This window comes from Pseudomonas tohonis (assembly GCF_012767755.2).
Lineage (GTDB): Bacteria > Pseudomonadota > Gammaproteobacteria > Pseudomonadales > Pseudomonadaceae > Metapseudomonas > Metapseudomonas tohonis.
Map to the genome: position 1 here is coordinate 6,324,101 of NZ_AP023189.1, position 26,005 is coordinate 6,350,105.

At 67.9% G+C, this 26,005-nt stretch carries 23 protein-coding genes; 14 read left to right on the forward strand and 9 right to left on the reverse strand.

The genetic code is table 11. The features are described from left to right. Nucleotides 1-109 precede the first annotated feature (109 nt). A complete protein-coding gene (locus HSX14_RS29070) occupies nucleotides 110-475 on the reverse strand; it encodes a DUF5064 family protein (RefSeq protein ID WP_173178611.1) in 366 nt (121 codons plus the stop codon). A gap of 372 nt (nucleotides 476-847) precedes the next feature. On the opposite strand from HSX14_RS29070, the gene arcD reads away from it, so the two are divergent. From arcD to HSX14_RS29095, 5 genes are all read left to right on the forward strand, one after another. Next, on the forward strand, nucleotides 848-2,275 hold the full coding sequence (arcD, locus tag HSX14_RS29075; protein WP_111260771.1) for an arginine-ornithine antiporter: 1,428 nt from the start codon (nucleotides 848-850) through the stop codon (nucleotides 2,273-2,275). Between the two features lie 18 nt (nucleotides 2,276-2,293). Further along, nucleotides 2,294-3,544, forward strand: coding sequence for an arginine deiminase (arcA, locus tag HSX14_RS29080; protein ID WP_111260772.1), 1,251 nt, complete (start codon nucleotides 2,294-2,296; stop codon nucleotides 3,542-3,544). Nucleotides 3,545-3,651: 107 nt separating this feature from the next. Next, nucleotides 3,652-4,662 carry an ornithine carbamoyltransferase gene (locus HSX14_RS29085; protein ID WP_173178610.1) on the forward strand — a complete coding sequence of 337 codons (1,011 nt, stop codon included), beginning with the start codon at nucleotides 3,652-3,654 and terminating at the stop codon, nucleotides 4,660-4,662. A 134-nt stretch (nucleotides 4,663-4,796) separates the two neighbouring features. Continuing rightward, complete coding sequence (arcC, locus tag HSX14_RS29090) at nucleotides 4,797-5,726, forward strand: carbamate kinase (protein WP_173178609.1); 930 nt, start codon at nucleotides 4,797-4,799, stop codon at nucleotides 5,724-5,726. A 294-nt stretch (nucleotides 5,727-6,020) separates the two neighbouring features. Continuing rightward, nucleotides 6,021-7,928, forward strand: coding sequence for a beta-ketoacyl synthase (locus HSX14_RS29095; protein ID WP_173178608.1), 1,908 nt, complete (start codon nucleotides 6,021-6,023; stop codon nucleotides 7,926-7,928). 442 nt (nucleotides 7,929-8,370) lie between these two features. Here the strand turns inward: HSX14_RS29095 and cysQ are convergent, their stop codons facing one another. Further along, nucleotides 8,371-9,189: a 3'(2'),5'-bisphosphate nucleotidase CysQ gene (gene cysQ / locus HSX14_RS29100; RefSeq protein WP_173178607.1), complete on the reverse strand. Its 819-nt coding sequence runs from the start codon at nucleotides 9,187-9,189 to the stop codon at nucleotides 8,371-8,373. Beyond that, nucleotides 9,186-9,752, reverse strand: a complete 567-nt coding sequence (gene nudE, locus HSX14_RS29105) for an ADP compounds hydrolase NudE (RefSeq protein WP_173178606.1) — start codon at nucleotides 9,750-9,752, stop codon at nucleotides 9,186-9,188. The genes cysQ and nudE overlap by 4 nt, the downstream gene beginning before the upstream one ends. A 132-nt stretch (nucleotides 9,753-9,884) precedes the next feature. On the opposite strand from nudE, the gene yrfG reads away from it, so the two are divergent. The 7 genes from yrfG to HSX14_RS29140 all read left to right on the forward strand — a co-directional run bounded on the left by yrfG (nucleotide 9,885) and on the right by HSX14_RS29140 (nucleotide 16,809). Continuing rightward, a complete protein-coding gene (gene yrfG, locus HSX14_RS29110) occupies nucleotides 9,885-10,547 on the forward strand; it encodes a GMP/IMP nucleotidase (protein ID WP_173178605.1) in 663 nt (220 codons plus the stop codon). Nucleotides 10,548-10,563: 16 nt separating this feature from the next. Then, nucleotides 10,564-11,451: a LysR family transcriptional regulator gene (locus HSX14_RS29115; protein ID WP_173178604.1), complete on the forward strand. Its 888-nt coding sequence runs from the start codon at nucleotides 10,564-10,566 to the stop codon at nucleotides 11,449-11,451. A 97-nt stretch (nucleotides 11,452-11,548) separates the two neighbouring features. After that, on the forward strand, nucleotides 11,549-12,394 hold the full coding sequence (fdhD, locus tag HSX14_RS29120) for a formate dehydrogenase accessory sulfurtransferase FdhD (protein ID WP_173178603.1): 846 nt from the start codon (nucleotides 11,549-11,551) through the stop codon (nucleotides 12,392-12,394). Further along, a complete protein-coding gene (locus HSX14_RS29125; protein ID WP_173178602.1) occupies nucleotides 12,391-14,712 on the forward strand; it encodes an FdhF/YdeP family oxidoreductase in 2,322 nt (773 codons plus the stop codon). The genes fdhD and HSX14_RS29125 overlap by 4 nt, the downstream gene beginning before the upstream one ends. Nucleotides 14,713-15,125: 413 nt before the next feature. Next, nucleotides 15,126-15,611 (forward strand): YMGG-like glycine zipper-containing protein, encoded by a 486-nt coding sequence (locus HSX14_RS29130; protein WP_173178601.1) that lies wholly within the window; start codon nucleotides 15,126-15,128, stop codon nucleotides 15,609-15,611. 137 nt (nucleotides 15,612-15,748) lie between these two features. Next, nucleotides 15,749-16,147: a hypothetical protein gene (locus HSX14_RS29135; RefSeq protein WP_173178600.1), complete on the forward strand. Its 399-nt coding sequence runs from the start codon at nucleotides 15,749-15,751 to the stop codon at nucleotides 16,145-16,147. Nucleotides 16,148-16,152: 5 nt separating this feature from the next. Then, a complete protein-coding gene (locus HSX14_RS29140; protein WP_173178599.1) occupies nucleotides 16,153-16,809 on the forward strand; it encodes a nucleotidyltransferase family protein in 657 nt (218 codons plus the stop codon). A gap of 29 nt (nucleotides 16,810-16,838) precedes the next feature. On the opposite strand, the gene HSX14_RS29145 is transcribed toward HSX14_RS29140, so the two are convergent. Then, the gene (locus HSX14_RS29145) at nucleotides 16,839-17,378 is read right to left on the reverse strand and encodes a DUF2087 domain-containing protein (RefSeq protein WP_173178598.1); all 540 of its coding nucleotides are present in this window, start codon (nucleotides 17,376-17,378) and stop codon (nucleotides 16,839-16,841) included. A gap of 282 nt (nucleotides 17,379-17,660) precedes the next feature. Here HSX14_RS29145 and HSX14_RS29150 point away from each other — a divergent pair, with 282 nt between their 5' ends. Continuing rightward, the gene (locus HSX14_RS29150; protein ID WP_173178597.1) at nucleotides 17,661-18,539 is read left to right on the forward strand and encodes a type 2 periplasmic-binding domain-containing protein; all 879 of its coding nucleotides are present in this window, start codon (nucleotides 17,661-17,663) and stop codon (nucleotides 18,537-18,539) included. 16 nt (nucleotides 18,540-18,555) lie between these two features. Here the strand turns inward: HSX14_RS29150 and sstT are convergent, their stop codons facing one another. From sstT to HSX14_RS29175, 5 genes are all read right to left on the reverse strand, one after another. After that, nucleotides 18,556-19,800 carry a serine/threonine transporter SstT gene (gene sstT, locus HSX14_RS29155; protein ID WP_173178596.1) on the reverse strand — a complete coding sequence of 415 codons (1,245 nt, stop codon included), beginning with the start codon at nucleotides 19,798-19,800 and terminating at the stop codon, nucleotides 18,556-18,558. A gap of 319 nt (nucleotides 19,801-20,119) precedes the next feature. Next, entirely contained in the window at nucleotides 20,120-20,557 is a 438-nt protein-coding gene (locus HSX14_RS29160) for an acyl-CoA thioesterase (protein ID WP_173178595.1), read from the reverse strand. Between the two features lie 23 nt (nucleotides 20,558-20,580). Beyond that, nucleotides 20,581-21,744: an iron-containing alcohol dehydrogenase gene (locus tag HSX14_RS29165; RefSeq protein WP_173178594.1), complete on the reverse strand. Its 1,164-nt coding sequence runs from the start codon at nucleotides 21,742-21,744 to the stop codon at nucleotides 20,581-20,583. 115 nt (nucleotides 21,745-21,859) lie between these two features. Beyond that, nucleotides 21,860-23,650, reverse strand: coding sequence for an acyl-CoA dehydrogenase C-terminal domain-containing protein (locus HSX14_RS29170; protein ID WP_173178593.1), 1,791 nt, complete (start codon nucleotides 23,648-23,650; stop codon nucleotides 21,860-21,862). Nucleotide 23,651: 1 nt separating this feature from the next. Then, nucleotides 23,652-24,890: a 3-hydroxyacyl-CoA dehydrogenase gene (locus HSX14_RS29175; protein ID WP_173178592.1), complete on the reverse strand. Its 1,239-nt coding sequence runs from the start codon at nucleotides 24,888-24,890 to the stop codon at nucleotides 23,652-23,654. A 126-nt stretch (nucleotides 24,891-25,016) separates the two neighbouring features. Here HSX14_RS29175 and HSX14_RS29180 point away from each other — a divergent pair, with 126 nt between their 5' ends. Further along, nucleotides 25,017-25,919 carry a LysR family transcriptional regulator gene (locus tag HSX14_RS29180; RefSeq protein WP_173178591.1) on the forward strand — a complete coding sequence of 301 codons (903 nt, stop codon included), beginning with the start codon at nucleotides 25,017-25,019 and terminating at the stop codon, nucleotides 25,917-25,919. Nucleotides 25,920-26,005 lie beyond the last annotated feature (86 nt).

Below are 26,005 nucleotides of genomic sequence, written 5' to 3' on the forward strand. Positions count from 1 at the left end.
CCCAGCGCAGCCTCGGCCCTCCCCGGCCCTGGCGGCAGGCGGCGGTCCATCAGCCCATCGCCTTCCACGTCGACCCGGCCCTCGCGCCGGGTTCGTCGTATCCACCCCGTCAAAGCGACCTGTCGAGAAGAAAGCGCCCCAAGTCCACCGGTGTCCCCGGCGCAGCGTGCAATTGCCTGCGCAGGTCGGCGAACACCCGCTCGTAATCCCCACGCATGCCCGCCGTGATCCGCAGGTGCGGGGGGAATCCATGCCGTCGCAGGCGCCGGCAGGTGCTCTGCAGGAAGTTGTAGGCGACATCGCGATGCAGCTCGAAGGTGTCATGGAAGCCGCGCCCGGCCACCTCCCCCCGCAGATCGAAGTGCACGTAGGTTTCGCGATCACGCTGCCGGAGCTGGTAATCCATGTCGATGAAATAGCCAGGGCAAGGCCCCGCCCCATCCCGCCTGACGACCAGGTGCCCAGGTCGAAACATGCTCGATACCCCTTATGAAAAGTTGATGTAGGAAACCTCCAGGCGAGTCGGCTTATATCCATTCGAAATCAAGTGAAACTTGAATAAGTCCGATATAAGTAAATGGCATTTGGCCATGTTTCTTACAACAAATTCTTACAGCTTGAACTGTCACAAAAACCAACTAGTTTGAACTGGGCGCCGCCTGGGATGGCTTGCCGACCCCCTATATTGCTCGCTCCGAGCATGCCTCCGAAGCCGCCACGCCCCCTCCGAAACCTGTAAGGAAATTGTCCCGCGCGGATTGATAGCTAGCTATTGACCTACGTCATAACTCTTCCCCGAAAGGAAGAGCCAACTAAGCACAGTTCCTACTCCTAATGGAGGTGCAAGATGTCAGACTCCACCCAAAAACTCCGACTAGGCGCTTTGGTGGCGCTGGTAGTTGGCTCGATGGTCGGCGGCGGTATCTTCTCGCTGCCGCAGAACATGGCAGCCAGTGCCGATGTCGGCGCCATCCTCATCGGCTGGGGCATCACCGCCGTCGGCATGCTGACCCTGGCCTTCGTCTTCCAGACCCTGGCCAATCGCAAGCCCGATCTCGACGGCGGCGTGTACGCCTACGCCAAGGCCGGCTTCGGCGACTACATGGGTTTCTCCTCGGCCTGGGGCTACTGGATCAGCGCCTGGCTGGGCAACGTCGGCTACTTCGTCCTGCTGTTCAGCACCCTCGGCTACTTCTTCCCGATCTTCGGCGAAGGCAACACCCCGGCGGCCATCATCGGTGCCTCGGTGGTGCTCTGGGCCGTGCATTTCCTGGTGCTGCGCGGGATCAAGGAGGCAGCGTTCATCAACCTGGTGACCACGGTCGCCAAGATCGTGCCGCTGTTCCTGTTCATCCTCATCTGCCTGTTCGCCTTCAAGCTGGACATCTTCACCGCCGACATCTGGGGCTCGATGAACCCCGAGCTCGGCAGCGTGATGAACCAGGTGCGCAACATGATGCTGGTCACCGTCTGGGTGTTCATCGGCATCGAGGGCGCGAGCATCTTCTCCGCCCGCGCCGAGAAGCGCAGCGATGTCGGCAAGGCCACCATCATCGGCTTCGTCACCGTGCTGCTGTTGCTGGTGCTGGTGAACGTGCTGTCGCTCGGCATCATGACCCAGCCTGAACTGGCCAAGCTGCAGAACCCGTCCATGGCGGCGGTGCTGGAGCACGTGGTCGGCCACTGGGGCGCGGTGCTGATCAGCGTCGGCCTGATCATCTCCCTGGTCGGTGCCCTGCTGTCCTGGGTGCTGCTGTGCGCGGAGATCCTCTTCGCCGCCGCCAAGGACCACACGATGCCGGAGTTCCTCCGTCGCGAGAACGCCAACCATGTGCCGGCCAACGCCCTGTGGCTGACCAACGCCATGGTCCAGCTGTTCCTCATCGTCACGCTGTTCAGCGCCAGCACCTACCTGTCGCTGATCTACCTGGCGACCTCGATGATCCTGGTGCCCTACTTCTGGTCCGCCGCCTACGCCCTGCTGCTGCCGATCCGTGGCGAGACCTACGAGACGGACGGCCGTGACCGCAACAAGGACCTGGCCATCGCCGCCGTCGCCCTGGTCTACGCCGTTTGGCTGCTCTACGCCGGCGGCGTGAAGTACCTGCTGCTCTCGGCCCTGCTCTACGCCCCTGGCGCGATCCTCTTCGCCAAGGCCAAGCACGAGCTCGGCCAACCCATCTTCACCAACGTTGAGAAGCTGATCTTCGCCGCCGTGGTAATCGGCGCGCTCGTGGCGGCCTACGGCCTCTACGACGGCTTCCTGACTCTGTAACTCGTAAGGAGACCTGCCATGTCCAAAGTCAAACTCGGCGTTCATTCCGAAGCCGGCAAACTGCATAAGGTGATGGTCTGCTCGCCCGGTCTGGCCCATATGCGCCTGACCCCCAACAACTGCGACGAGCTGCTGTTCGATGACGTCATCTGGGTCAACCAGGCCAAGCGCGACCACTTCGACTTCGTCACCAAGATGCGCGAGCGCGGCGTCGAGGTGATGGAGATGCACAACCTGCTCACCGACATCGTGCAGAACCCCGAGGCCCTGAAATGGATCCTCGACCGCAAGATCACCGCCAACCAGGTCGGCATCGGCCTGACCAACGAAGTGCGCTCCTGGCTCGAGGGCCTTGAGCCACGCAAACTCGCCGAGTTCCTCATCGGCGGGGTCGCGGGCTCCGACCTGCCGGACAGCGAGGGCGTCAGCGCGGTCAAGATGTACCGCGACTACCTGGGCCATTCCAGCTTCATCCTGCCGCCGCTGCCCAACACCCAGTTCACCCGCGACACCACCTGCTGGATCTACGGCGGCGTGACGCTCAACCCGATGTACTGGCCGGCGCGACGCCAGGAAACCCTGCTCACCACAGCCATCTACAAGTTCCACCCCGAGTTCACCAACGCCGAGTTCGAAGTCTGGTACGGCGACCCCGACCAGGACCACGGCAGCGCCACCCTCGAAGGCGGCGACGTGATGCCCATCGGCAATGGCGTGGTGCTCATCGGCATGGGCGAGCGCACCTCGCGCCAGGCCATCGGCCAGCTGGCCCAGTCGCTGTTCGCCAAGGGCGCGGCACAGAAAGTGGTGGTCGCCGGCCTGCCGAAGTCCCGCGCGGCCATGCACCTGGACACCGTCTTCACCTTCTGCGACCGCGACCTGGTCACGGTCTTCCCGGAAGTGGTCAAGGAGATCGTCCCCTTCATCCTGCGCCCGGACGAAAGCCGTCCCTACGGCATCGACATCCGCCGCGAGGAGAAGAGCTTCATCGACGTGGTCGCCGAGTCCCTCGGGCTCAAGCAGCTGCGCGTGGTGCAGACCGGCGGCGACAGCTTCGAGGCCGAGCGCGAGCAGTGGGACGACGGCAACAACGTCGTCTGCCTGGAGCCCGGCGTGGTGGTCGGCTATGACCGCAACACCTACACCAACACCCAGCTGCGCAAGGCCGGTGTCGAGGTGGTGACCATCAGCGCCAGCGAACTCGGCCGCGGCCGTGGCGGTGGCCACTGCATGACCTGCCCGATCCTGCGCGACCCGATCGACTATTGATCCAAGAAGCCGAACCCCGGCGGCCGTCACCCGCGGCCGCCCGCCCCGCCAGCCACGAGCTGTTCTGACGGGGCCTGGATTCCGACCTGCCCAAAAGGAGAAAGACCATGGCTTTCAACATGCACAACCGCAACCTGCTCAGCCTGATGCACCACAGCACCCGCGAGCTGCGCTACCTGCTGGACCTCTCCCGCGACCTGAAGCGCGCCAAGTACACCGGCACCGAGCAGCAGCACCTGAAACGCAAGAACATCGCGTTGATCTTCGAGAAGACCTCCACCCGCACCCGCTGCGCCTTCGAGGTCGCCGCCTATGACCAGGGCGCCAACGTCACCTACATCGACCCCAACTCCTCGCAGATCGGCCACAAGGAGACCATGAAGGACACCGCCCGCGTGCTCGGGCGCATGTACGACGCCATCGAGTACCGCGGCTTCAAGCAGGAGATCGTCGAAGAGCTGGCCAAGTTCGCCGGCGTCCCGGTGTTCAACGGCCTGACAGACGAATACCACCCCACCCAGATGCTCGCCGACGTGCTGACCATGCGCGAGCACAGCGACAAGCCGCTGCACGACATCAGCTACGCCTACCTGGGCGATGCCCGCAACAACATGGGCAACTCGCTGCTGCTGATCGGCGCCAAGCTGGGCATGGACGTGCGCATCGCCGCGCCCAAGGCGCTGTGGCCGGAGGACGACTTCATCGCCCAGTGCAAGCAATTCGCCGAGGAAAGCGGCGCGCGCATCACCGTCACCGAAGACCCCAAGGCGGCGGTCAAGGGCGTCGACTTCATCCACACCGACGTCTGGGTCTCCATGGGCGAGCCGGTGGAAGCCTGGGGCGAACGCATCAAGCTGCTGCTGCCCTACCAGGTCAACGCCGAGATGATGAAAGCCTCCGGCACCGCGCGGACCAAGTTCATGCACTGCCTGCCGGCCTTCCACAACAGCGATACCAAGGTCGGCAAGCAGATCGCCGAGCAGTACCCGCACCTGGCCAACGGCATCGAGGTGACCGACGACGTGTTCGAGTCCCCGGCCTGCATCGCCTTCGAGCAGGCGGAGAACCGCATGCACACCATCAAGGCGATCCTGGTCTCGACCCTCGCCGACGTCTGATTCCAGTTCGCCACAGGGGCGCTGGCGTTGTCGGCGGCACTGCGCGCCATCATCCCTGTGGCGTCCTGGAATGTCCCTGATACCGGAGAAGGAGCAGCCTATCGCTCCTTCTCCACCGCAACAGGAGAACAATCATGCGAATAGTCGTCGCATTGGGCGGCAACGCCCTGCTGCGCCGTGGCGAGCCCATGACTGCGGAGAACCAGCGCATCAACGTGCGCATCGCCGCCGAGCAGATCGCCAAGATCCAGCCCGGCAACGAACTGGTGGTCGCCCATGGCAACGGTCCCCAGGTTGGCCTCCTGGCCCTCCAGGGCGCCGCCTACACGGCGGTCGGCACCTACCCGCTGGACGTCCTCGGCGCCGAGACCGAGGGCATGATCGGCTACATGATCGAACAGGAACTGGGCAACCTGCTGCCCTTCGAGGTGCCCTTCGCCACGCTGCTCACCCAGGTGGAAGTGGACGCCAAGGACCCCGCCTTCCAGAACCCCACCAAGCCCATCGGCCCGGTGTACTCCAGGGAAGAGGCCGAGCGCCTGGCCGCGGAAAAAGGCTGGGCCATCGCCCCCGACGGCGACAAGTTCCGTCGTGTGGTCGCCAGCCCCCGGCCCAAGCAGATCTTCGAGATCCGCCCGGTAAAGTGGCTGCTGGAGAAGGGCTCGGTGGTCATCTGCGCCGGTGGCGGCGGCATCCCCACGTTCTATGACGACAACGGCAAGCTCAAGGGCGTCGAGGCGGTGATCGACAAGGACCTGTGCTCCGCGCTGCTGGCCCAGCAGCTGGAGAGCGACCTGCTGGTGATCGCCACCGACGTCGACGCCGCCTACATCGACTGGGGCAAGCCGACCCAGAAGGCCATCGCCGAAGCCCACCCGGATGAGCTCGAACGCCTCGGCTTCGCCGCCGGCTCCATGGGACCCAAGGTCCAGGCCGCCAGCGAATTCGCCCGCAACACCGGGCGCGTCGCGGTGATCGGCTCCCTGGCCGATATCGAGGCCATCGTCCAGGGCAAGGCCGGCACCCGCGTCAGCACCGCCAACCCGGGCATCAGCTACCGCTGAAGCCCCGACCACGGGGCCGTGCAGGCGGCCCCGACTCCTCCCGCCCGCCCTCGCGACCACACCTGGCGCCCATGCACACGGGCAGTACCGATCAATCCTCAAGTGACTCGACGGTCAGCTGCCGCGTCAGGTTAGGCATTCGAATCTTTCGAGCTGCCACCTGGTTCGTCCACGGTGGCCGGACATCCCCGACGCGTTCCCTGGCCAGCCGCACCCGCGGTCGTCATGGCCCCTCTTCACCGCGCTCGGCCCGGCCCCGGTCACGAAATGGTCTATTTGAGGAGTTCCCGCGTCATGTCTCGACTTCCGGTCATCGTTGGTTTCGGCGGTTACAACGCAGCGGGCCGAAGCTCGTTCCACCATGGCTTCCGCCGTACCGTGATCGAGTCCGTCGACGCCGCCGCGCGCCAGGAGACCCTGGCCGGCCTGGCGGTGATGACCAAGCTGGTGACAGTGGTCGATGGCCAGTACCTGGACGCCGACGGCGCGCCGCTGAGCCTGGCCGACATCGAGTCGCGCTTCGGTGAACGCCTCCTCACCTCGACCCTGGTGCGCCGCATCGAGAAGCAGCACCTGGACGTCGACGCCGCCCCCTGGCAGAAGAGCATCGGCGTCGCCGCCGAACCGGGCTCCAGCATCCGCTTCGTCACCTCGCGCAAGCAGTTGCCCGAACCGCTGCCGGCCAGCTGGTCGGTCGAGCCGCTGGAGTCCGGCGAGGTGCGCGTCACCCTCAATGACGCCACCGAGTTCAAGGTCGAGAGCTTCCGCGCCCTGCCGGTCAAATCCGCCGGCCAGCTGCCCACCGGCTTCGAGCCGGGCGAGCTGTACAACTCGCGCTTCCACCCGCGCGGCCTGCAGATGTCCGTGGTCGCCGCCACCGACGCCATCCGCTCCATCGGCCTGCCCTGGCAGCGCATCGTCGACCGGGTGCAACCCGACGAGGTCGCGGTGTTCTCCGGCAGCATCATGAGCCAGCTCGACGAGAACGGTTTCGGCGGCCTGATGCAGTCGCGCCTCAAGGGTGGCCGCGTCACCGCCAAGCAACTGCCGCTGGGCCTGAACACCATGCCCGCCGACTTCATCAACGCCTACGTGCTGGGCAGCGTCGGCACCACCGGCAGCGTCACCGGCGCCTGCGCCACCTTCCTCTACAACCTGCAGAAGGCCATCGAGCTGATCGGCTCCGGCCGCGCGCGGGTCGCCCTGGTGGGCAACGCCGAGGCGCCTATCAACCAGGAATGCATCGACGGCTACGGCGCCATGGGCGCCCTGGCCACCGAGGACGGCCTGCGCCAGGTCGGCGGCCGCGAGGACGTGGACTTCCGCCGTGCCAGCCGCCCCTTCGGCGAGAACTGCGGCTTCACCCTGGCCGAGTCCAGCCAGTACGTGGTGCTGATGGACGACGCCCTGGCCCTGGAGCTGGGTGCCGATATCCATGGCGCAGTGACCGACGTCTTCATCAACGCCGACGGCTTCAAGAAATCCATCTCCGCCCCCGGCCCGGGCAACTACCTGACCCTGGCCAAGGCCGTGGCCAGCGCCACCCAGCTGTTCGGCAGCGAGACCGTGCGCCAGCACAGCTTCGTCCACGCCCACGGCTCCAGCACCCCGGCCAACCGCGTCACCGAGTCCGAACTGCTGGACCGCGTCGCCGCCGCCTTCGGCATCGAGTCCTGGCCCATCACCGCGGTCAAGGCCTTCGTCGGCCACAGCCTGGCCACCGCCAGCGGCGACCAGGTGGTCTCGGCCCTCGGCACCTTCCGCTACGGCATCCTGCCGGGCATCAAGACCATCGACCGGGTCGCCGACGACGTGCACCAGCAGCACCTGTCGATCTCCACCCGCGACCAGCACATGGAGCAGCGCAACCTGGACATCTGCTTCGTCAACTCGAAGGGTTTTGGCGGCAACAACGCCAGCGGCGTGGTGATCTCGCCGCGCCTGACCGAGAACATGCTGCGCAAGCGCCACGGCGAGAAAGCCTTCGCCGACTACTGCGAGAAGCGCGAAGCCACCCGCGCCGCCGCCCGCCAGTACGACGAGCGCGCGCTCAAGGGCGAGCTGGACATCATCTACAACTTCGGCAACGACCTGATCGACGACAAGGCCCTGGAAGTCACCGCCGAAGGCATCAAGGTCCCCGGCTTCGCCCAGCCGCTGCTCTACGGCAAGGACGAACGCTTCAAGGACATGCTCGACTGATCCGGAGCCGAAGAGCGGGTGGAGCGATGGGTTTCGCTTCGCTCTACGCCATCCTACAAAAGCCGCCGGCCGCAGCGCAGGCAAAGTGGCGATGCGCACATCAATATGAAGCATGAGCATCAATGTTGGAGCAGCAGCCAAACGCCCCTTTCAGGAGGCCGAGCGCAATCGTCGTTTCAGGGGTTGAGCGACATGGATGTCGCGAGAGCCGCGATGGGCCAGGGATGGGCCTTCGCGGCGTGCCCCTGAAACGATGATGGAGCGAGGGAACCCGACGCAGTCGGGCCGTATGCAGGGGCAAGTTTTTTGGTTCCTTTTCAACGATTGGAAAAGGGACTCGCCCGGCAAGGCGAAACAGAAACCATCAGCAAAACTCGGCAACCGGCGTGGCCAAAAACCTTCCAGCAACACTTAGCTCACAATTCATTCGCCCCCGCTCTGATCAATCCAGGGCGCGCGCCAGCTCCAGCAGCTCGCCACGCCAAGCGGCGGCCGCCGGCAACGCCAGGAAGGACGGGTTGAGGAAGGATTCGCGGGCCGCGTAGCCCAGCGGTTCGCCGGCCAGGTCGAGCACCTCGCCACCGGCGCCCTCCAGCACGCCCTGCGCGGCGGCGGTGTCCCACTGCGAGGTGGGCGCCAGGCGCGGGTAGCAATCCGCCGCCCCTTCGGCCAGCAGGCAGAACTTCAGCGAGCTGCCGATATTGGCCAGCTGCAATTCCCCGAAGCGCTCCCCCAGCCCGGCCAGCAGGCGTTCCTGCGCGGGACTCGAATGGCGCTTGCTGGCCACCAGGGTGAAGGCCTGTGCAGGCGCCACGCGCACCGCGATCGGCTCGCGCACGCCCGCGTCGATGCGCCAGGCACCCAGGCCCGCGCCACCCAGGTAGCAGCGGCCGGTGACCGGCACGCCGACGACGCCGAAGACCACCCGCCCACGCTCGATCAGCGCGACGTTGACGGTGAACTCATCGGAGCCGGAGATGAATTCCTTGGTGCCATCCAGCGGGTCGACCAGCCACCAGCGCTCCCAGGCGGCGCGCTCGGCGAGGGGAATGTCCGCCGCTTCCTCGGAAAGCACCGGGATGCCGGCATCCAGCGCTGCCAGGCCGTCGGCGAGGATCCGGTGGGCAGCCAGGTCGGCGGCGGTGACGGGAGACGCATCGGCCTTCTCGACCACGGCGACGTCCGCGCGCCAGAACGGCAGGATGGCCTGGCCGGCGAGGCCGACCAGTTCGATGACGGCAGGCAGCAGCGGGTGGCTCATGCGGGGAACTCCCCGCGCTGGCCCAGCAGGTCGCGGGCCAGGTAGAGCGCCGCCAGGGCGCGCCCCTCGCTGAACTGCGGGTGCTGCACCAGGCTCGCGATCTCGCGCAGGCTGATCTTCTCCACGCCCAGCGGCTCGGGCTCGTCGCCCGGCAGGCGCTCTTCATAAAGGTCACGGGCCAGCACCACCTGGATCTTCTGGCTCATGTAGCCCGGCGACAGCGACAGCTCGGTCAGCAGCTCCAGCTTGCGTGCGCCGTATCCCGCCTCTTCCTTGAGTTCGCGGTCGGCCGCCACCAGCACGTCCTCGCCCGGCTCGATCAGCCCCTTGGGCAGCGACAGCTGGTAGTCGTCGGTGCCGGCGCAGTACTCCTCCACCAGCAGCACGTGCTCGGCGTCCACCATCGCCACCACCATCACCGCGCCATAGCCGGAGCCCTTGCCCACCAGGCGCTCGTAGGTGCGCTCGACACCGTTGGAGAAGCGCAGCTGCAGCTCCTCGACACGGAACAGGCGGCTGCTGGCGACGATCTCGCGGGCGAGCACGGTGGGCTTCTGACGCATAACGGAACTCCTTGGCATGACCGGCGGGTTATCATACCCCGGCTTTTCCGATTATCTGCGTAGGAGATTGCACGCCGACGACCGTCCACGGTGCAATCGCGACAGCCCTCCCACCTACAGCCCCGGACACGCATGCCACAGCTCAACTGGTCCGCCATCGACACCGTCCTGCTGGACATGGACGGCACCCTCCTCGACCTGCATTTCGACAACCACTTCTGGCTGGAATACCTGCCCCAGCGCTACGCCGATCACCACGGCATCAGCCGCGAGGCGGCCGACGCCGAACTGGTGCCGCTGTTCAAGCACCACGCCGGCCAGCTCAACTGGTATTGCACGGACTTCTGGAGCCGCGAGCTGAAGCTGTCGATCCGCGACCTCAAGCGCGAGGTCGCCGACCTGATCGCCCTGCGCCCCGACGCCGACCACTTCCTCGCCGCCCTGCGCCGAGCCGGCAAGCGCGTGGTGCTGATCACCAACGCCCACCGCGACTCGCTGTCGCTGAAGATGGAACGGGTCGAACTGGCCCCCTGGTTCGATCGCCTGATCAGCTCCCACGACTACGGCTTCCCCAAGGAAGACCAGCAGTTCTGGCACGCCCTGCAGCAGGACTCGCCCTTCGACCCGGCGCGCACGCTGTTCATCGACGACAGCCTGCCGATCCTGCGCAGCGCCCGCGCCCACGGCGTCGCCCACCTGCTGGCGGTGCTGCAGCCCGACAGCCGGGGCGCGCTCAAGGACACCGAGGAATTCGCAGCGGTCGACGGCTACCGCGAACTGGTGGCCGGGCTCTAGCCCGGCGGGAGCGACCATGGACATCAAGCAGCTCAAGTTCCTCGTCGCCCTCGACGAGACCCGCCACTTCGGCCAGGCCGCCGCGCGTTGCCACGTCACCCAGCCCACCCTGTCCATGCGCCTGCGCAGCCTGGAAGAGGAGCTGGGCCTGGAACTGGTGCAGCGCGGCCAGCGCTTCGAAGGCTTCACCGATGCCGGCCAGCGCGTGCTCGCCTGGGCGCGCACCCTGCTCGCCGCCCATGACGGCCTGCACGCCGAGGCAGCCGCCTGCCGCGGCCACCTGGTCGGCACCCTGCGCCTGGGCGTAGTGCCCCTGGCCGGCTACGACCCCATGCGCCTGGTCCAGGCCTTCGCCGGGCAGCATCCCGACCTGCGCTTCCAGTTGTTCGCCCTCAGCTCCGAGCAGATCCTCGAGCGCCTGGCACGCAACCAGCTCGACCTCGGCCTCTCCTACCTGGACCGCCTCGATCGCGAACACTTCGACAGCCTGGAAGTCGCCGACACCCGCATGGGCCTGCTGCACGACCGCCGCCACTTCGCCTTCGACGCCCCGCAACTGACCTGGGAGGCCCTCGCCGGCTTGCCCCTGGGCCTGCTCTCGGCCGGCATGCACTTCCGCCAATCGATCGACCACGGCTTCCGCAGCCGGGGCCTCGCGCCGCAGCCGCGCCTGGAGACCGACGCCGTGCACCAGCTGCTGCAGGCGGTCAACGTCGGCCTGTGCTGCGCCATCATGCCGCTCGCCAGTGGCCTCGACGAACTCACCGAACACCTCGCGCTGCTGCCCATCGAGCACGCCCACACCCTGGCGCCGCTGGGGCTCATCCAGCGCCGCGGCCAACCCCGCTCCGCACTGGCGGATGCCTGCTTCGAAGAGGCCCGCCGGCTGTTTGTCCCAGACTGATAGACGCCGTCGATCACAGTATCGGCAATAGCGATTAGACGGACCCCGCCAGCAGCGCCTAGGCTGCCTGTGTCAATCCGTCGCAGGGGCGCCACCCGTGCCACGCCAGCTATCCACCTCCTTTATCAACGACACCGAGCCCGTGACCCAGGCGCGGGGCTATGCCTATGCCGAACTGGGCGGCGCAGCCACGACCGGCGAGGGCCTGCTGGCCGAGGAATGCGCCCTGGCCATCGCCTACAACGGCATCAGCCACGCGGTGATGATGGTCTCGCCCGCCGATCTGGAAGACTTCATCGCGGGCTTCAGCCTCAGCGCCGGTATCGTCGATTCGATCGATGACATCTATGACACCCGCCTCGGGGGCTGCGACGACGCCCGCCAGGCCGAGGTGGAAATCGCCAACCGCGCCTTCTGGGCCCTGAAGGACCAGCGCCGCCAACTGGCCGGCACCACCGGCTGCGGCCTTTGCGGCGTGGAGGCCCTGGAGCAGGCCCTGCCCACCCTCGCCGTGCTGCAGCCACAGCCGCTGCCCCCGCCGGAGCACCTGGCCGACCTGCGCCAGCGCATCGCCGCCAAGCAGGACCTCGCGCGCCGCAGCGGCGCCCTGCACGCCGCGCTCTTCGTCGACGCCAGCGGCGAACTGGCGCTGTGCCGCGAAGACATCGGCCGCCACAACGCCCTCGACAAACTCATCGGCGCCGTCCTGCGGCACAAGCTTGACCCGCGCGCCGGTTTCGCCGTGGTCACCAGCCGCTGCAGCCTGGAACTCATCCACAAGGCGGTGCGTGCCGGCCTCGGCACCCTGGTCAGCCTCTCGGCCCCCACGGCACTCACCGTGCAATGGGCGCGCCGGCACAACCTGAACCTGATCCACCTGCCCCATCACAGCGCGCCCCGGGTCTACAGCCCGGCGCCCCGGACAGAAGAAGTACAGCCATGAGCCTGCAACCCGTGCATCCCCGCTACAAGCCCTACAACGGCGCCGCCGCCGGCTGGGGCGCGCTGAAGAGCGTCGCTCACTTCTGGCTCGACAGTAAGCAGCCGTTCAAGAACCTGCGCGCCCTGCTCAAGACCAACCAGAACGGCGGCTTCGACTGCCCCGGCTGCGCCTGGGGCGACTCCCCCGAAGACGGCCGCATCAAGTTCTGCGAGAACGGCGCCAAGGCGGTCAACTGGGAAGCCACCAAGCGCCGCGTCGACGCCGCCTTCTTCGCCCGCTACAGCGTCAGCCAGCTGCGCGAGCAGAGCGACTACTGGCTCGAATACCAGGGCCGCCTGACCCAGCCGATGCGCTACGACGCCGCCAGCGACCACTACCTGCCGGTCAGCTGGGACGACGCCTTCGCCCTGGTCGCCAGCCACCTCAAGCGCCTGCCCGACCCGAACCAGGCCGAGTTCTACACCTCCGGCCGCGCCAGCAACGAAGCCGCCTACCTCTACCAGCTGTTCGTCCGCGCCTACGGCACCAACAACTTCCCCGACTGCTCGAACATGTGCCACGAGGCCAGCGGCGTGGCCCTCGGCCAGAGCGTGGGGGTCGGCAAGGGCAGCGTGACCTTCGCCGACTTCGAGCACGCCGACGCCATCTTCGTCCTCGGCCAGAACCCCGGCACCAACCACCCGCGCATGCTCGAACCGCTGCGCGAGGCGGTGAAGCGCGGCGCCCAGGTGGTCGCCTTCAACCCGCTCAAGGAGCGCGGCCTGGAACGCTTCCAGCATCCCCAGCACGCCCTGGAGATGCTCACCAACGGCTCCGCCCCGCTGAACACCGCATTCTTCCGCCCGGCCCTGGGCGGCGACATGGCCGCCATGCGCGGCATCGCCAAGTTCCTCCTGCAGTGGGAGCGCGAGGCCCAGGCCGCAGGCCAGCCGGCGGTGTTCGACCACGCCTTCATCGCCGAACACACCGACGGCGTCGACGCCTACCTGGCCGAGCTGGACGCCACCGACTGGGACCACATCGAGCGCCAGTCCGGCCTCGCCCTCGCCGAGATCGAACAGGCCGCGCGCATGTACCACCGCGCCGAGCGGGTCATCATCTGCTGGGCCATGGGCATCACCCAGCACCACCATTCGGTGCCGACCATCCAGGAAATCGTCAACCTGCAACTGCTGCGCGGCAACCTCGGCCGCCCCGGCGCCGGCCTGTGCCCGGTGCGCGGCCACAGCAACGTGCAGGGCGACCGCACCATGGGCATCAACGACCGCCCGCCGGCGGCCCTGCTCGACGCGCTGGAGAAGCGCTTCCAGTTCAAGGTGCCCCGCGAGAACGGCCACAACACCGTGGAAGCCATCAACGCCATGCTCGACGGCCAGGCCCGCGTCTTCATCGGCCTGGGCGGCAACTTCGCCCAGGCGACCCCGGACAGCCCGCGCACCCACCAGGCGCTGATGAACTGCGACCTCACCGTGCAGATCAGCACCAAGCTCAACCGCAGCCATCTCACCGTCGGCCGCGACGCACTGATCCTGCCCTGCCTCGGCCGTACCGACATCGACCACCAGGCCCACGGCCCGCAGGCGGTGACGGTGGAAGACTCCTTCAGCATGATCCACGCCTCCAACGGCCAGCTGGAGCCGCTGTCCCGCGAAATGCGCTCGGAGCCGGCCATCGTCGCCGGCATCGCCAAGGCCACCCTGGGCAACCACCCGGTGGACTGGGACGCGATGATCGCCAACTACGACCGCATCCGTGAGCTGATCGCCGACACCATCCCCGGCTTCGCCGACTTCAACCAGCGCGTGCAGCACCCGGGCGGCTTCTACCTGGGTAACTCGGCCGGCGCCCGCACCTGGAAGACCGCCAGCGGCCGCGCCAACTTCAAGGCCAACCCGCTGCCCGAGACCCTGATCCACGAACGCATCCGCGCCAGCGGCCTCAAGCCCGACCTGATCCTCCAGACCCTGCGCTCCCACGACCAGTACAACACCACCATCTACGGCCTCGACGACCGCTACCGCGGCGTGCGCGGCCAGCGCCAGGTGGTGTTCGCCAACGAGGCCGACATCCAGCGCCTGGGCTACCAGAGCGGGCAGAAGGTGGACATGGTCTCGCTCTGGGACGACGGCATCGAGCGCAAGGTCGAAGGCTTCACCCTGCTCGCCTTCGACATCCCCGCCGGCCAGGCCGCCGCCTACTACCCGGAGACCAACCCCCTGGTGCCCCTGGACAGCTTCGGCGTCGGCAGCCACACACCCACCTCCAAGTTCATCGCCGTGCGCCTCCAGCCGGCACACGAAAGCGGGCGCATTCTCTGACCGTTCGGCACGCATCACACCCTAGGGCGGGCACGGAGCCTCCCGCAGGGTGTGCCGCGCGCACCTGCCCCCTCCGCGCCCGCGCACAGGTCCAGGCACGCGATAGAAACGGTGCGAACGACGCAAACAGGTTGCATCGATCATGCGTATCGAAGGGCTGGGAAAAAGCGGAATCACCCCCACTGCAGGGGGCGCAAAGACAAGGCGCAATGCCATCAGAAAATGGCCTGGAAAAGGGCCGAAACGCAGTGCTGGAATAGGCCTCTGACACCGCCGAAACAGCCAAAGTTCTCCAGCAAAAACAATTATTTAGAGATTGTGAAAAACCCTGTGCAATTCGTCGGGAGACGCTTGTACGGCGCCGCTCCGCTCGCAACTATCGCCTCGTCCAAACCACAGAGGCTCTCCTCTCCATGAAGCACTCCTCGATCCTCCTTCTGTCTTTCTGCCTCGCCAGTGGCGGCGCCTTCGCGGGCGGCACCACCGAAGCCGGGGTGGGTGGCGCGCTGGGCGGGGTACTGGGCGCGGCCGTCGGTCAATCCATCGGTGGCAACACCGGCGCAGCCATCGGTGCCGGCGTCGGCGGTGCAGCGGGTAGCGCGGTCGGCGCCGACCGGCGCAGCCGCACCGAAGCGGCCCTCGGTGGCGCCCTGGGCGCAGCCGGCGGCAACGTCATCGGCCGCCAGGTCGGCGGCGACACCGGCAGCCTGATCGGCGCCGCAGCCGGCGGCGGTGCCGGCGGTGCACTGGGCAACTACATGGGCAACGAGAGCCGCTACGACGACCGTGACGATCGTCGTTACTACGATCGCCGTGGCGATCGCCACGAACATGGCCGCGGCCATGGCTGGGGCCACCGCAAGCACAAGCACCGCCACCACCATGACTGGGATGACTGATCGCGACCGTTAGTCGCCAATCCCGGCCGATCGCATCCCCACACAGAACTCCCGTAACACTCTCAGCCTCTTACTGTTCGAGGGCCACTTGCCACGCAGGCGAGCGGCCCTCGTCACCTTGCCTGGAGAAACACCCGATGCGCCTCACTCTTCCCGCCCTGGCCCTGAGCCTGCTCGCGACCCAAGCCGTGGTCGCCGGCGAAACCACCAAGAACGCCCTCGGCGGCGGCATCGGCGGGGCGCTGGGCAACGTGGTCGGCCAATCCATCGGTGGCAGCACCGGCGCCGCCATCGGTGCCGGCCTCGGCGGTGCCGCCGGCGGCGTGATCACCGCGCGTGACGGCAACAAGACCGGCGCCGCGCTGGGCGGCGGCCTGGGTGCCGCCGGCGGCTCGGTGGTGGGCGGCAAGCTCGGCGGCAGCACCGGCTCGACCATCGGTGCGGGCCTGGGCGGCGCGGCCGGTGGCGCCATCGCCAGCGAGCTGGACAAGGACAGCGGTGGCAAGAAGCACCGCAAGCACAGGCACCGCGATTGAGCATCATGGAGCCACACGCCCAGCCTCCGCGCTGCACGCTGCGGGGGCCGGTGCTGCCGGTGGCTTACGAGAACCCCCTGCCCCACCTGCAACGCTGGCTGCGCGGCGACGGCCAGCGCCTGCTGGCCCTGCGTTGCGTCGCCAGCCTGGGCCTGCGCGATGCCTGGCTGGCCGCCGGCTTCGTGCGCAACCTGGCCTGGGACCGGCTGCACGGCTACAGCGACACCACGCCGCTCGCCGATCTCGACCTCATCCACTTCGACCCCGATGACCTCGACCCCGAGGCCGACCTGCGCATCGAGCACAGCCTGCGCGGCATGACCGGGCACCTGCCCTGGTCGGTGAAGAACCAGGCGCGCATGCACCTGCGCAACGGCGACGCCCCCTACCGCGACAGCCGCGACGCCATGAGCCACTGGCCCGAAGTGCAGACCGCCATCGGTGTGCGCCTGCGCCCGGGCGGCGGCATCGAGATCATCACGCCCTTCATCCAGTCCGGCCTGCTCGACCTGCGCGTCACCCCCAACCCCCTGCACCCGCGCCAGGAAGCCTTCAGCGAACGCCTGCGGGAAAAAGGCTGGCTGCAACGCTGGCCGCGCCTGCAGGTGGACACGGCGCCCCTGGGTTGCCTGCTGCATAGCAGCCACTTCGACGAAGCCTGAAGGGCGCGCCTCCCTGCGCGCCGGGTGCATCAGGCCGAACGCCTGCCCAACTGCTCGCGCAGGGCCATCGCCAGCGGCTCCGGGCGCAGCTCCACGCGACGGTACTCGCGCCCGTCGGGCGTGCGCACCAGCCAGCCGGCATCGACCATCTCGCGCCGCAACAACACGTGGTCACCCAGGCTCGCCGCCGCGCGGATATGGCCGTCGACCTCGCGTTCGCTCATCGCGATGCGCGGCGGCAGCGCCATCCAGGTCATCCACAGGCAGGGACGCCGGTGGCTGTGCTTGCCCGGCCAGGCATTAAGGCGGCCCTGCTCGTCGAAGTAGCGCAGCAGGCGGCGGACCAGCACGTAGTCCACCGCATCGCCGGCGGGCGCCTCGGCCAGCTGGCGTTCGGCGACCTGGCTCGCGCGCAGCGCCTGGAAGCTGCGAAAGCCCCGGGCGCGGGCCAGCAGGTTGAGCATCTGCACATGGCCCGGCGGCCGCTCGCGTCCCTCCAGCTGGCGGACCAGCGAGCGGGCGAGCGCGGACATGTCATGGGTGGCGAAAGGGATAAGCGTCTTGGACACAGTTCGTTCCTCGTGTGTGCCAAGTCCTCGGACGAGGATGTCGGGGGTCGCCGGGTTCCAACGCGGCACGGGACGAGTGTCGGTCGAGGATGAGCCTGGGGCTCGTGGCAGGTTTAGCTGCCCGAATGGGCACCGGTGACGCCTGGGTGAACTGCCGACCGCGCGCCAGAATAGCGCCGGGTGTCGAGTTGCTCAACAGCCGCCGGGCGAAGCGTCTGAGAAGACTGTAATCTTCTGCCATTACCCTGCTGGCGCATGCACGCCGGTCGCCGTGGACACGCCATGGGCTTCATCCGATACGCCGCACCTTTGCTCTGCCTCCTCACCCTGCTCCCGGCCGCCTTCGCCGGGCAGCAACTGCGTGTCTGCCAGCAGAACCCCGTCACCTACGCCTACCGCATCGAACTGGCGAACCTGATCCTCGCCCGCACCGCCGAGCGTTACGGCGCCGCCAGCATCGCCCCCAGCGACGCACCGGACCCCTCCCAGGAACGTTGCCTGGCGATGCTCAGGGCCGGCCAGGTGGACCTCGCCTACGTGCCACCGAACCGCGAACGCCTGGCCGACTTCCGCATGCTGCCCATCGACATGCACCAGGGCCTGCTCGGCTACCGCGTGCTGATCATCCGCAAGGACCGCCAGGCCGACTTCGCGCGCATCGACGACCTCGACGGCCTGCGCCGCATGACCGGCGGCTTCGGCAGCCAATGGAGCGATTTCCCGCTGTTCGCCCGCAACCACCTGCCGGTGCTGGGCATGGCCAACCCCGGCAACCTGCTGCCGATGCTCGAACAACGCCGCTTCGACTACTTCCACCGTGGCCTCAGCGAAGCCTGGGCCGAGGTGGACGCCAACCGCCTCGCGCTGCCGGACCTGATGGTGGAGCAGCACCTGGCGCTGAAATACCCGATGCCGGTGTACTTCACCTTCGCCCACGACAACCCGGTGCTGGAACGGCGCTTCGCCGAAGGCTTCGAGATGATCCGCGCGGACGGCACCTTCCAGGCGCTGTTCCTGCGCCATCACGGCCACCTGATCGACCAGGCGGGGATGGCCGGGCGGCGGGTCATCGAGCTGGAGTCCGACCTCCCGGGCCGGCTACCGGACAGCGGTGAGGGGTTCGCCGAACCCGCCACCGCCAGGACGGGCGACACGCCCTAGGCGTGCGCCCGGGGGATCAGCCGATGTGCGCTTCGCGCGGCTCGTCGACATCGCCGCTGGCGATGCAGGCCGCGGCGGTGAACAGCACGTCGGTGGAGGAGTTCAGCGCGGTCTCGGCGGCGTCCTGGAGGATGCCGATGATGAAGCCCACCGCCACCACCTGCATCGCCACCTCGCTGGGGATGCCGAACAGGCTGCAGGCCAGCGGGATCAGCAGCAGCGAGCCGCCGGCCACACCCGAGGCGCCGCAGGCGCAGATGGACGCCACCACGCTGAGCAGGATGGCGGTGGGGATGTCCACGGCAATGCCCAGGGTCTTCACCGCCGCCAGGGTCAGCACCGTGATGGTGATCGCCGCGCCGGCCATGTTGATGGTCGCGCCCAGGGGGATCGACACCGAGTAGGTGTCCTCGTGAAGGCCGAGCTTTTCGCACAACTGCAGGTTCACCGGGATGTTGGCCGCCGAACTGCGGGTGAAGAAGGCCGTGATGCCGCTCTCGCGCAGGCAGGTCAGCACCAGCGGATAAGGGTTGCGGCGGATCTTCCAGTAGACGATCAGCGGGTTCACCACGAAGGCCACGAACAGCATGCAGCCGATCAGCACCGCCAGCAGGTGGGCGTAGTCCGCCAGCACCTTCAGGCCGTTCTCCGCCAGGGTCGAAGCCACCAGGCCGAAGATGCCCAGCGGGGCGAAGGCGATCACCACGCGCACGATCAGCGACACACCGTGGGACAGGTCGCTGAACACCGCGCGGGTGGTCTCGCTGCCCTGGCGGATGGCGATGCCCAGGCCCACGGCCCAGACCAGGATACCGATGAAGTTGGCCTCCATCAGCGCCTTGACCGGGTTGGCCACCGCACTGGAAAGCAGGCTCAGCAGCACCTCGGAGATATTGCCGGGGGGTGCCAGCTCAGTGGCCGCCGCGCTCAGGTGCAGGGTCGACGGGAACAGGCTGGAGGCCAGCACCGCCACCACCGCGGCTGAGAAGGTGCCGATCAGGTAGAGCAGCAGGATCGGGCGGATGTGCGTGCGCTCGCCCGGCTTGTGGTTGCCGATGGCGGCGATCACCAGGACGAACACCAGCACCGGTGCCACGGCCTTCAGGGCGGTGACGAACAGGGTGCCGAGCAGGCCCACGGCCGCAGCCGCTTCGGGCTTGAGCATGGCCAGCAGAACACCGGCCACGAGGCCGATGAGGATACGCGTCACCAGGCTGGTGCCCTTGAGGCGCTGGAGGATGGAGCGTTTTTCCGAAGACATGGCAGATTCACTGAACAGGGGCCGTGGACACGGCCGATACCCAAGATGCCCCGCTGCACCACCCCGGCCCGGCCGAAACGGAAATACTCGCCAGGCCGCAGGGTCTATCGCCCTGCAGTCAGTGGAAGCGCAGCGGATTTGCCGCGCATTCTGCGGGCAGAAGCCCGATTAGGGTAGAGCGACCGGTCAGCGCACCCCGCCGATGTCGCCATTCCGGCTGTTCGGGGTCGATCTGGTGAAAAACCCGGCCCGCGAACCGCTCATGGGAATGAACCGTAGCCCGGGCTCCAGCCCGGGAGCGGTCTTGCCGACGCCGCGATCAATCCGCGACGACGAGTTCCGCCAGGGCCGCGCGCAGGCGTTCGGGGATCGGCACCGGGCGGTTGCTGGTGCGGTCGACGAAGACGTGGACGAAGCGGCCGGCGGCGCAGGCTTCGTCTTCGCCGGCCTTGAAGATGGCCAGTTCGTACTGCACCGAGCTGTTGCCCAGCTTGCCGACGCGCAGGCCCACCTCGATGCGATCGGGGAAGGCGATGGAGGCGAAGTAGTCGCAGGAGGAGCTGACCACGAAGCCGACGACCTCGCCGTCGTGGATGTCCAGGCCGCCCACTTCGATCAGGTAGGTGTTCACCGCGCTGTCGAAGAAGCCGTAGTAGACGACGTTGTTCACGTGGCCGTAGACGTCGTTGTCGTGCCAGCGGGTGGTGATCGGCTGGAAGTGGCGGTAGTCGCTGCGCAGGTGCTGGGGTTGGCTCATGGGGTTCCCTGGTTCGGATGGGCTCAGTACGCCGCTTGGTAGATCGCCAGCGCATCGCGTTCGCTGACTTCGCGCGGATTATTCACCAGCAGGCGCTGTTGCAACATGGCGTCCTTCGCCAGCTGCGGCAACATCGCCTCGGCGACGCCGGCATCGCGCAGGCGCGTGGGCAGGCCGCTGCGCTCGCTGAAGTCGGCCAGCTCGAAGATCAGTTGCTCGGTGAGGTGCAGGTCGTGGCCCGGCTGCAGCTTGCGGCCCAGCACCAGCGGCGCCAGTTCGGCGTAGAGCGGCGCGGCGACCTCGGCGTTGAAGCCCAGTACATGGGGCAGCACCAGCGCGTTGGAGAGGCCGTGGGGGATGTGGTAGTGCCCGCCCAGCGGGTAGGCCAGGGCGTGCACCGCCGCCACCGGGGCGTTGGCGAAGGCCTGGCCGGCGAGGCAGGCGCCCAGCAGCATGGCCTGGCGCGCCTCGCGGTTGCGACCGTTGTGCACCGCCTCGTCGAGGTTGGCGCAGAGCAGGCGCAGCGCCTCGCGGCCGAGCAGGTCGGACAGGGGGTTCTTCTTGTGCCGGCTGGTGTAGGACTCGATGGCATGGACCATGGCGTCGATGCCGGTGGCGGCGGTCACCGCGGGGGGCAGGCCGAGGGTGAGGTCGGCGTCGAGTACCGCCAGGTCCGGCAGCAGCAGCGGGGAGACCACGCCCATCTTGGTGGTTTCGCCGGTGGTGATGATGGCGATCTGGGTGACTTCCGAGCCGGTGCCGGCGGTGGTCGGCACCTGGATCAGCGGCAGGCGTCGGCCCCGGGCATTGCCGACACCGTAGATGTCCTTGAGCCCCTGCCTGCACTCGGGATGGGCCAGCAGCGCCACCAGCTTGGCCACGTCCATGGAGCTGCCGCCGCCGAAGCCGATCACCAGCTCGGCGCACAAGGCCTTCGCCTGTTCCACCGCCTGCAGCACCACCGCTTCCGGCGGGTCGGCCTGCACCTGGTCGAAGATCTCCACCGCCACGCCGGCGGCGGCGAAGCCCGGAAGGATCGGGTCGAGCATGTTCAGGCGGGTGATGCCCGGGTCGGTGACGATCAGCACGCGGTGGGCATCGCGCTCGCGGCACAGCTCGGCCAGGCGGAGGGCCGAGCCGGATTCGCAGAGGATCTGCGCGGTGGTGGCAAAGCTGAAGGGCTGCATGGGGTGGCCTCTTGTTGTGGTGCGGCGTGATCCGTTGAGTGAAGCCTCTTTGCTGGGGCCCTGCGCTCGCGAGGTGGCAGGAAGGCTCCCGTCACCTCGCGAACGCGGGGTCCACTCAGAACGCGAAGTGCGCCTCCGGCAGGGCCATCAGGCAATCCGCGCCGCCGAGCAGCGACTCGCGGTGGCCGCTGGCGCGGGGCAGCAGGCGGCGCACGTAGAAGCGCGCGCTGTGCAGCTTGGCCTGGTAGAAATCCGCCTCGCCGGTGCCGCCATCCAAGGCGTCCTGGGCGCGGGCGGCGGCCTGCAGCCAGAGCCCGGCCAACAACACATAGGACGAGTACTGGAGGAAGTCCACCGAGCAGGCGCCGATTTCCTGGGGGTCGTGGCGCGCGCGGTCGAGCACGGTGGCGGTGAGGTCGCGCCATTCCTTGAGGCGCGCCAGCACGGCACCGGCCAGTTCCGCCAGCTCGCTGCGGCCGGCCTGGGCTTCGGCCATGGCGGCCAGTTCATCCTGCAGCGCATGGAGTTCCGCGCCGCCGTCGCCCATCAGCTTGCGGCGGATCAGGTCCAGCGCCTGGATGCCGTTGGTGCCTTCGTAGATCTGCGTGATGCGGCTGTCGCGCATCAGTTGTTCCATGCCCCATTCGCGGATGTAGCCATGCCCGCCGTACACCTGCACGCCGAGGCTGGCCACTTCCTGGCCCATGTCGGTGAAGAAGGATTTGACGATGGGGATCAACAGCGCCGCGCGCTTGCCGGCAGCCTTGCGCGCGGCCGCGTCGGGGTGGCCGTGCTCCAGGTCCAGCTGGCGCCCGCAGTAGGCGGCGAGCATGCGGCTGCCTTCCACCAGGGTCTTCTGGGTCAGCAGCATGCGCCTCACGTCGGGGTGATGGATGATCGGGTCGGCGGCCTTGTCGGGTTCGGCGGCCCCGGTCAGCGCGCGGGATTGCAGGCGCTCGCGGGCATAGGAAAGCGCCCCCTGGAAGGCGCGCTCGGCGATGCCCAGGCCTTGCAGGCCGACCTGGAAGCGCGCGTCGTTCATCATGGTGAACATGCAGGCCAGGCCCTGGTTGGCCTCGCCGATCAGCCAGCCGGTGGCCCCGTCGAAGTTCATCACGCAGGTGGCCGCGCCCTTGATGCCCATCTTGTGCTCGATGGCGCCGCAGGACAGCGCGTTGCGCGCACCCGGCGTGCCATCGGCGTTGGCGATGAACTTGGGCACCAGGAACAGCGAGATGCCCTTCACCCCGGCCGGGGCATCGGGCAGGCGCGCCAGGACCAGGTGGACGATGTTGTCCGAGAAGTCCTGCTCGCCACCGCTGATGAAGATCTTGCTGCCGCTGACCTTGTAGCTGCCGTCCGCCTGGGGCTCGGCGCGGCTGCGCAGCAGCGCCAGGTCGGTGCCGGCCTGGGGCTCGGTGAGGCACATGGTGCCGGTCCAGGTGCCGCCGACCATCTTGTCCAGATAGGCCTGCTTGAGCGCCTCGCTGCCGTGCTTGTAGAGCGCCAGCACGGCGCCTTCGGTGAGGCCGGAATAGACGCGGAAGGACAGGCTGGCGGCCATCAGCATCTCGTGGAAGCTGGCGGCGACCATCTGCGGGAAGCCCTGGCCGCCATGCTCCACCGGGCCGGTCATGCTGGCCCAGCCGTTGTCGCAGTACTGCTTGTAGGCCTGGCGGAAGCCCGTGGGGGTGGTCACGGCGCCGCCTTCGAGGGTCACGCCCTCTTCGTCGCTGGTGCGGTTCAGCGGGGCGATGACCTCGCCGGCGTAGCGCGCGCCTTCTTCCAGCACGCCGTCGATCAGCTCGCGGTCCAGGCCATTGCCCAGCAGTTCGCAATGGCCGGCGACGTCGAAGACTTCATGGAGTACGAAACGCATGTCGCGCAGGGGGGCGGTGTAGCTCATCTCAGGCTTCCTCTTGGAAATCGGCGAAGCGGCGGCCTTCGGCGGCCAGGCGCTGGATCAGGGCAGCGGGCTGCCAGTGCAGGCCGTGGCGGCCGGCGAGGTATTCCAGGCGCTCGCGGATGACCTCCAGGCCCTGGCCATCGGCCCAGCTCATGGGGCCGCCCTTGTCGGCGGGGAAGCCGTAGCCGTTGAGGTAGACGGTGTCGATGTCGGCACTGGAGGCGGCGATGCCTTCTTCGAGGATCTTCGCGCCTTCGTTGACCAGCGCCAGCAGGCAGCGCTCGAGGATCTCCTCCTGGCCGATGCCGCGACGCTCGAAGCCGAGCTGCTCGGACACCTGGAGCACCAGGGCATCCACTTCCGGGTCGTGCTCGGCCTGGCGGCTGCCCTCGGCGTAGCGGTAGTAGCCCATGCGCGACTTCTGGCCGAAGCGGCCGAGGGCGCAGAGGCGGTTGTCCACCTGCACCGCCGGGTCGTCCTGGCCCTTGCCGGACAGCTCGCGGGCACGCCATTCGAGGTCGATGCCGACCACGTCGTACATGCGGAACGGGCCCATGGCGAAGCCGAAGCCTTGCAGGGCGGCGTCGACCTGATGCGGATAGGCGCCTTCGAGCAGCATCATCCGCGCCTCGCGTACATAGGTATGGAGCATGCGGTTGCCGATGAAGCCGTCGCAGTTGCCGGCGATGACGCTGACCTTGCCCATGCGCTTGCCCAGCTCCAGGGCCGCGTCCAGCACCGGCCTGGCGGTCCTGGCGCCACGCACGATCTCCAGCAGCTTCATGATGTGCGCCGGGCTGAAGAAGTGCAGGCCGAGGACCTGCTCGGGGCGCCCGGTGACGGCGGCGATGGCGTCGATGTCCAGCGCCGAGGTGTTGCTGGCGAGGATGGCCGAGGGCTTAAGCCGGGCGTCCAGCTCACGGAAGATCTGCTGCTTAAGCTCGAGGTTCTCGTACACCGCCTCGATCACCAGGTCGACGTCGGCCAGGGCGTCATAGTCGCTCACCTGCGTGATGCAGGCGCGACGCGCGGCCGCCTGGGCCTCGTCGATGCGTCCCTGGCGCACGTTGTGGGCATAGGTGTCGGCGACCACGCCCAGGGCCTGCACCAGCATCTGCGGGTTGTTGTCCAGCCACAGCACCTGCACGCCGGCATTGGCCAGGCTCATGACGATGCCTCGGCCCATGGTGCCGGCGCCGATCACGGCGGCTTGTCGAATGTCGTGGGGGCTCTGGGTCATCGGATCGTCCTCTTGTTGTTCTGCGGTGGCTCGGGCCTGCGCGCGGGGATACGAAAATCGCCAGACACCTTAAGGAAGCCGGTACTATTTTTGAAATTTAGTCTTGTGATAGGTCGTATTCCCACGGTGAATATCTCCACGTTCGATCTCAACCTGTTGCGTGTGCTCGACGCCCTGCTGCGCGAGCGCAATGTCTCCCGTGCCGCCGAGCGCCTGTCCCTCAGCCAGCCGGCGGTGAGCAACGCGCTCAACCGCCTGCGCGAGCTGCTCGGCGACCCGCTGCTGGTGCGCGTGGGCCGCAGCATGCAGCCGACGCCCCGGGCGCTGGCGCTGGAGGGCCCGATCCGTACCGCCCTGGCGCAGATCGAGCAGAGCCTCGTCGCCGGCGAGGCCTTCGACCCGGCACGCAGCCGCCAGCGTTTCAGCATCGCCGTGACCGACTACGTGGAGCTGATCTGCATGACCCGCCTGCTGGAGCGCCTCGCGGTGCTGGCGCCCGGCGTGCAGATCGCCATCAGCCACCTCAGCCCCAGCCTGCCCGCCGAGGCGCTGGACAAGGGCGAGCTGGACCTGGTGCTGGGGCGCTTCCAGGGCATTCCACCGCGCTTCGCCAGCCGCCGCTGGATGAGCGAGACCCTGCGCCTGACCGCGCGCTGCGACCACCCGCTGCTGCAAGGCCAGCCGGACCTGGAGGGCTTCCTCAGGCTACGCCACCTCTGGGTGCATGGCGGCCAGACCAAAGGCATGGTCGACCTGTGGCTCGCCGAGCGTGGCCTGAGCCGGCAGATCCTCTACACCACGCCCAACTACCTGCAGGCGGCCCACATCGTCGCCGGCAGCGACCTGGTGGCCGTGCTGCCCACGCAACTGGCCCACTACTTCGCCCGCCTGCTGCCGCTGGAGCTGCACGAGCTGCCCTTCGCCGTGGGGCCCTTCCACCTGGATGTGGTAAGCGTGCAGGCACGTGAACGGGACGCGGCGCTGCAGTGGCTGCTCGGGCAGATTCTCGAATTGGGCGAGCCCGGCTGAGCGTCGACCGACGAACGGTCGAAGAGGCGTTTCCTGCACGTGCGTACCCAGCTGCCGGCGGCCGCCTCCGGCACGGATCGCTCGCA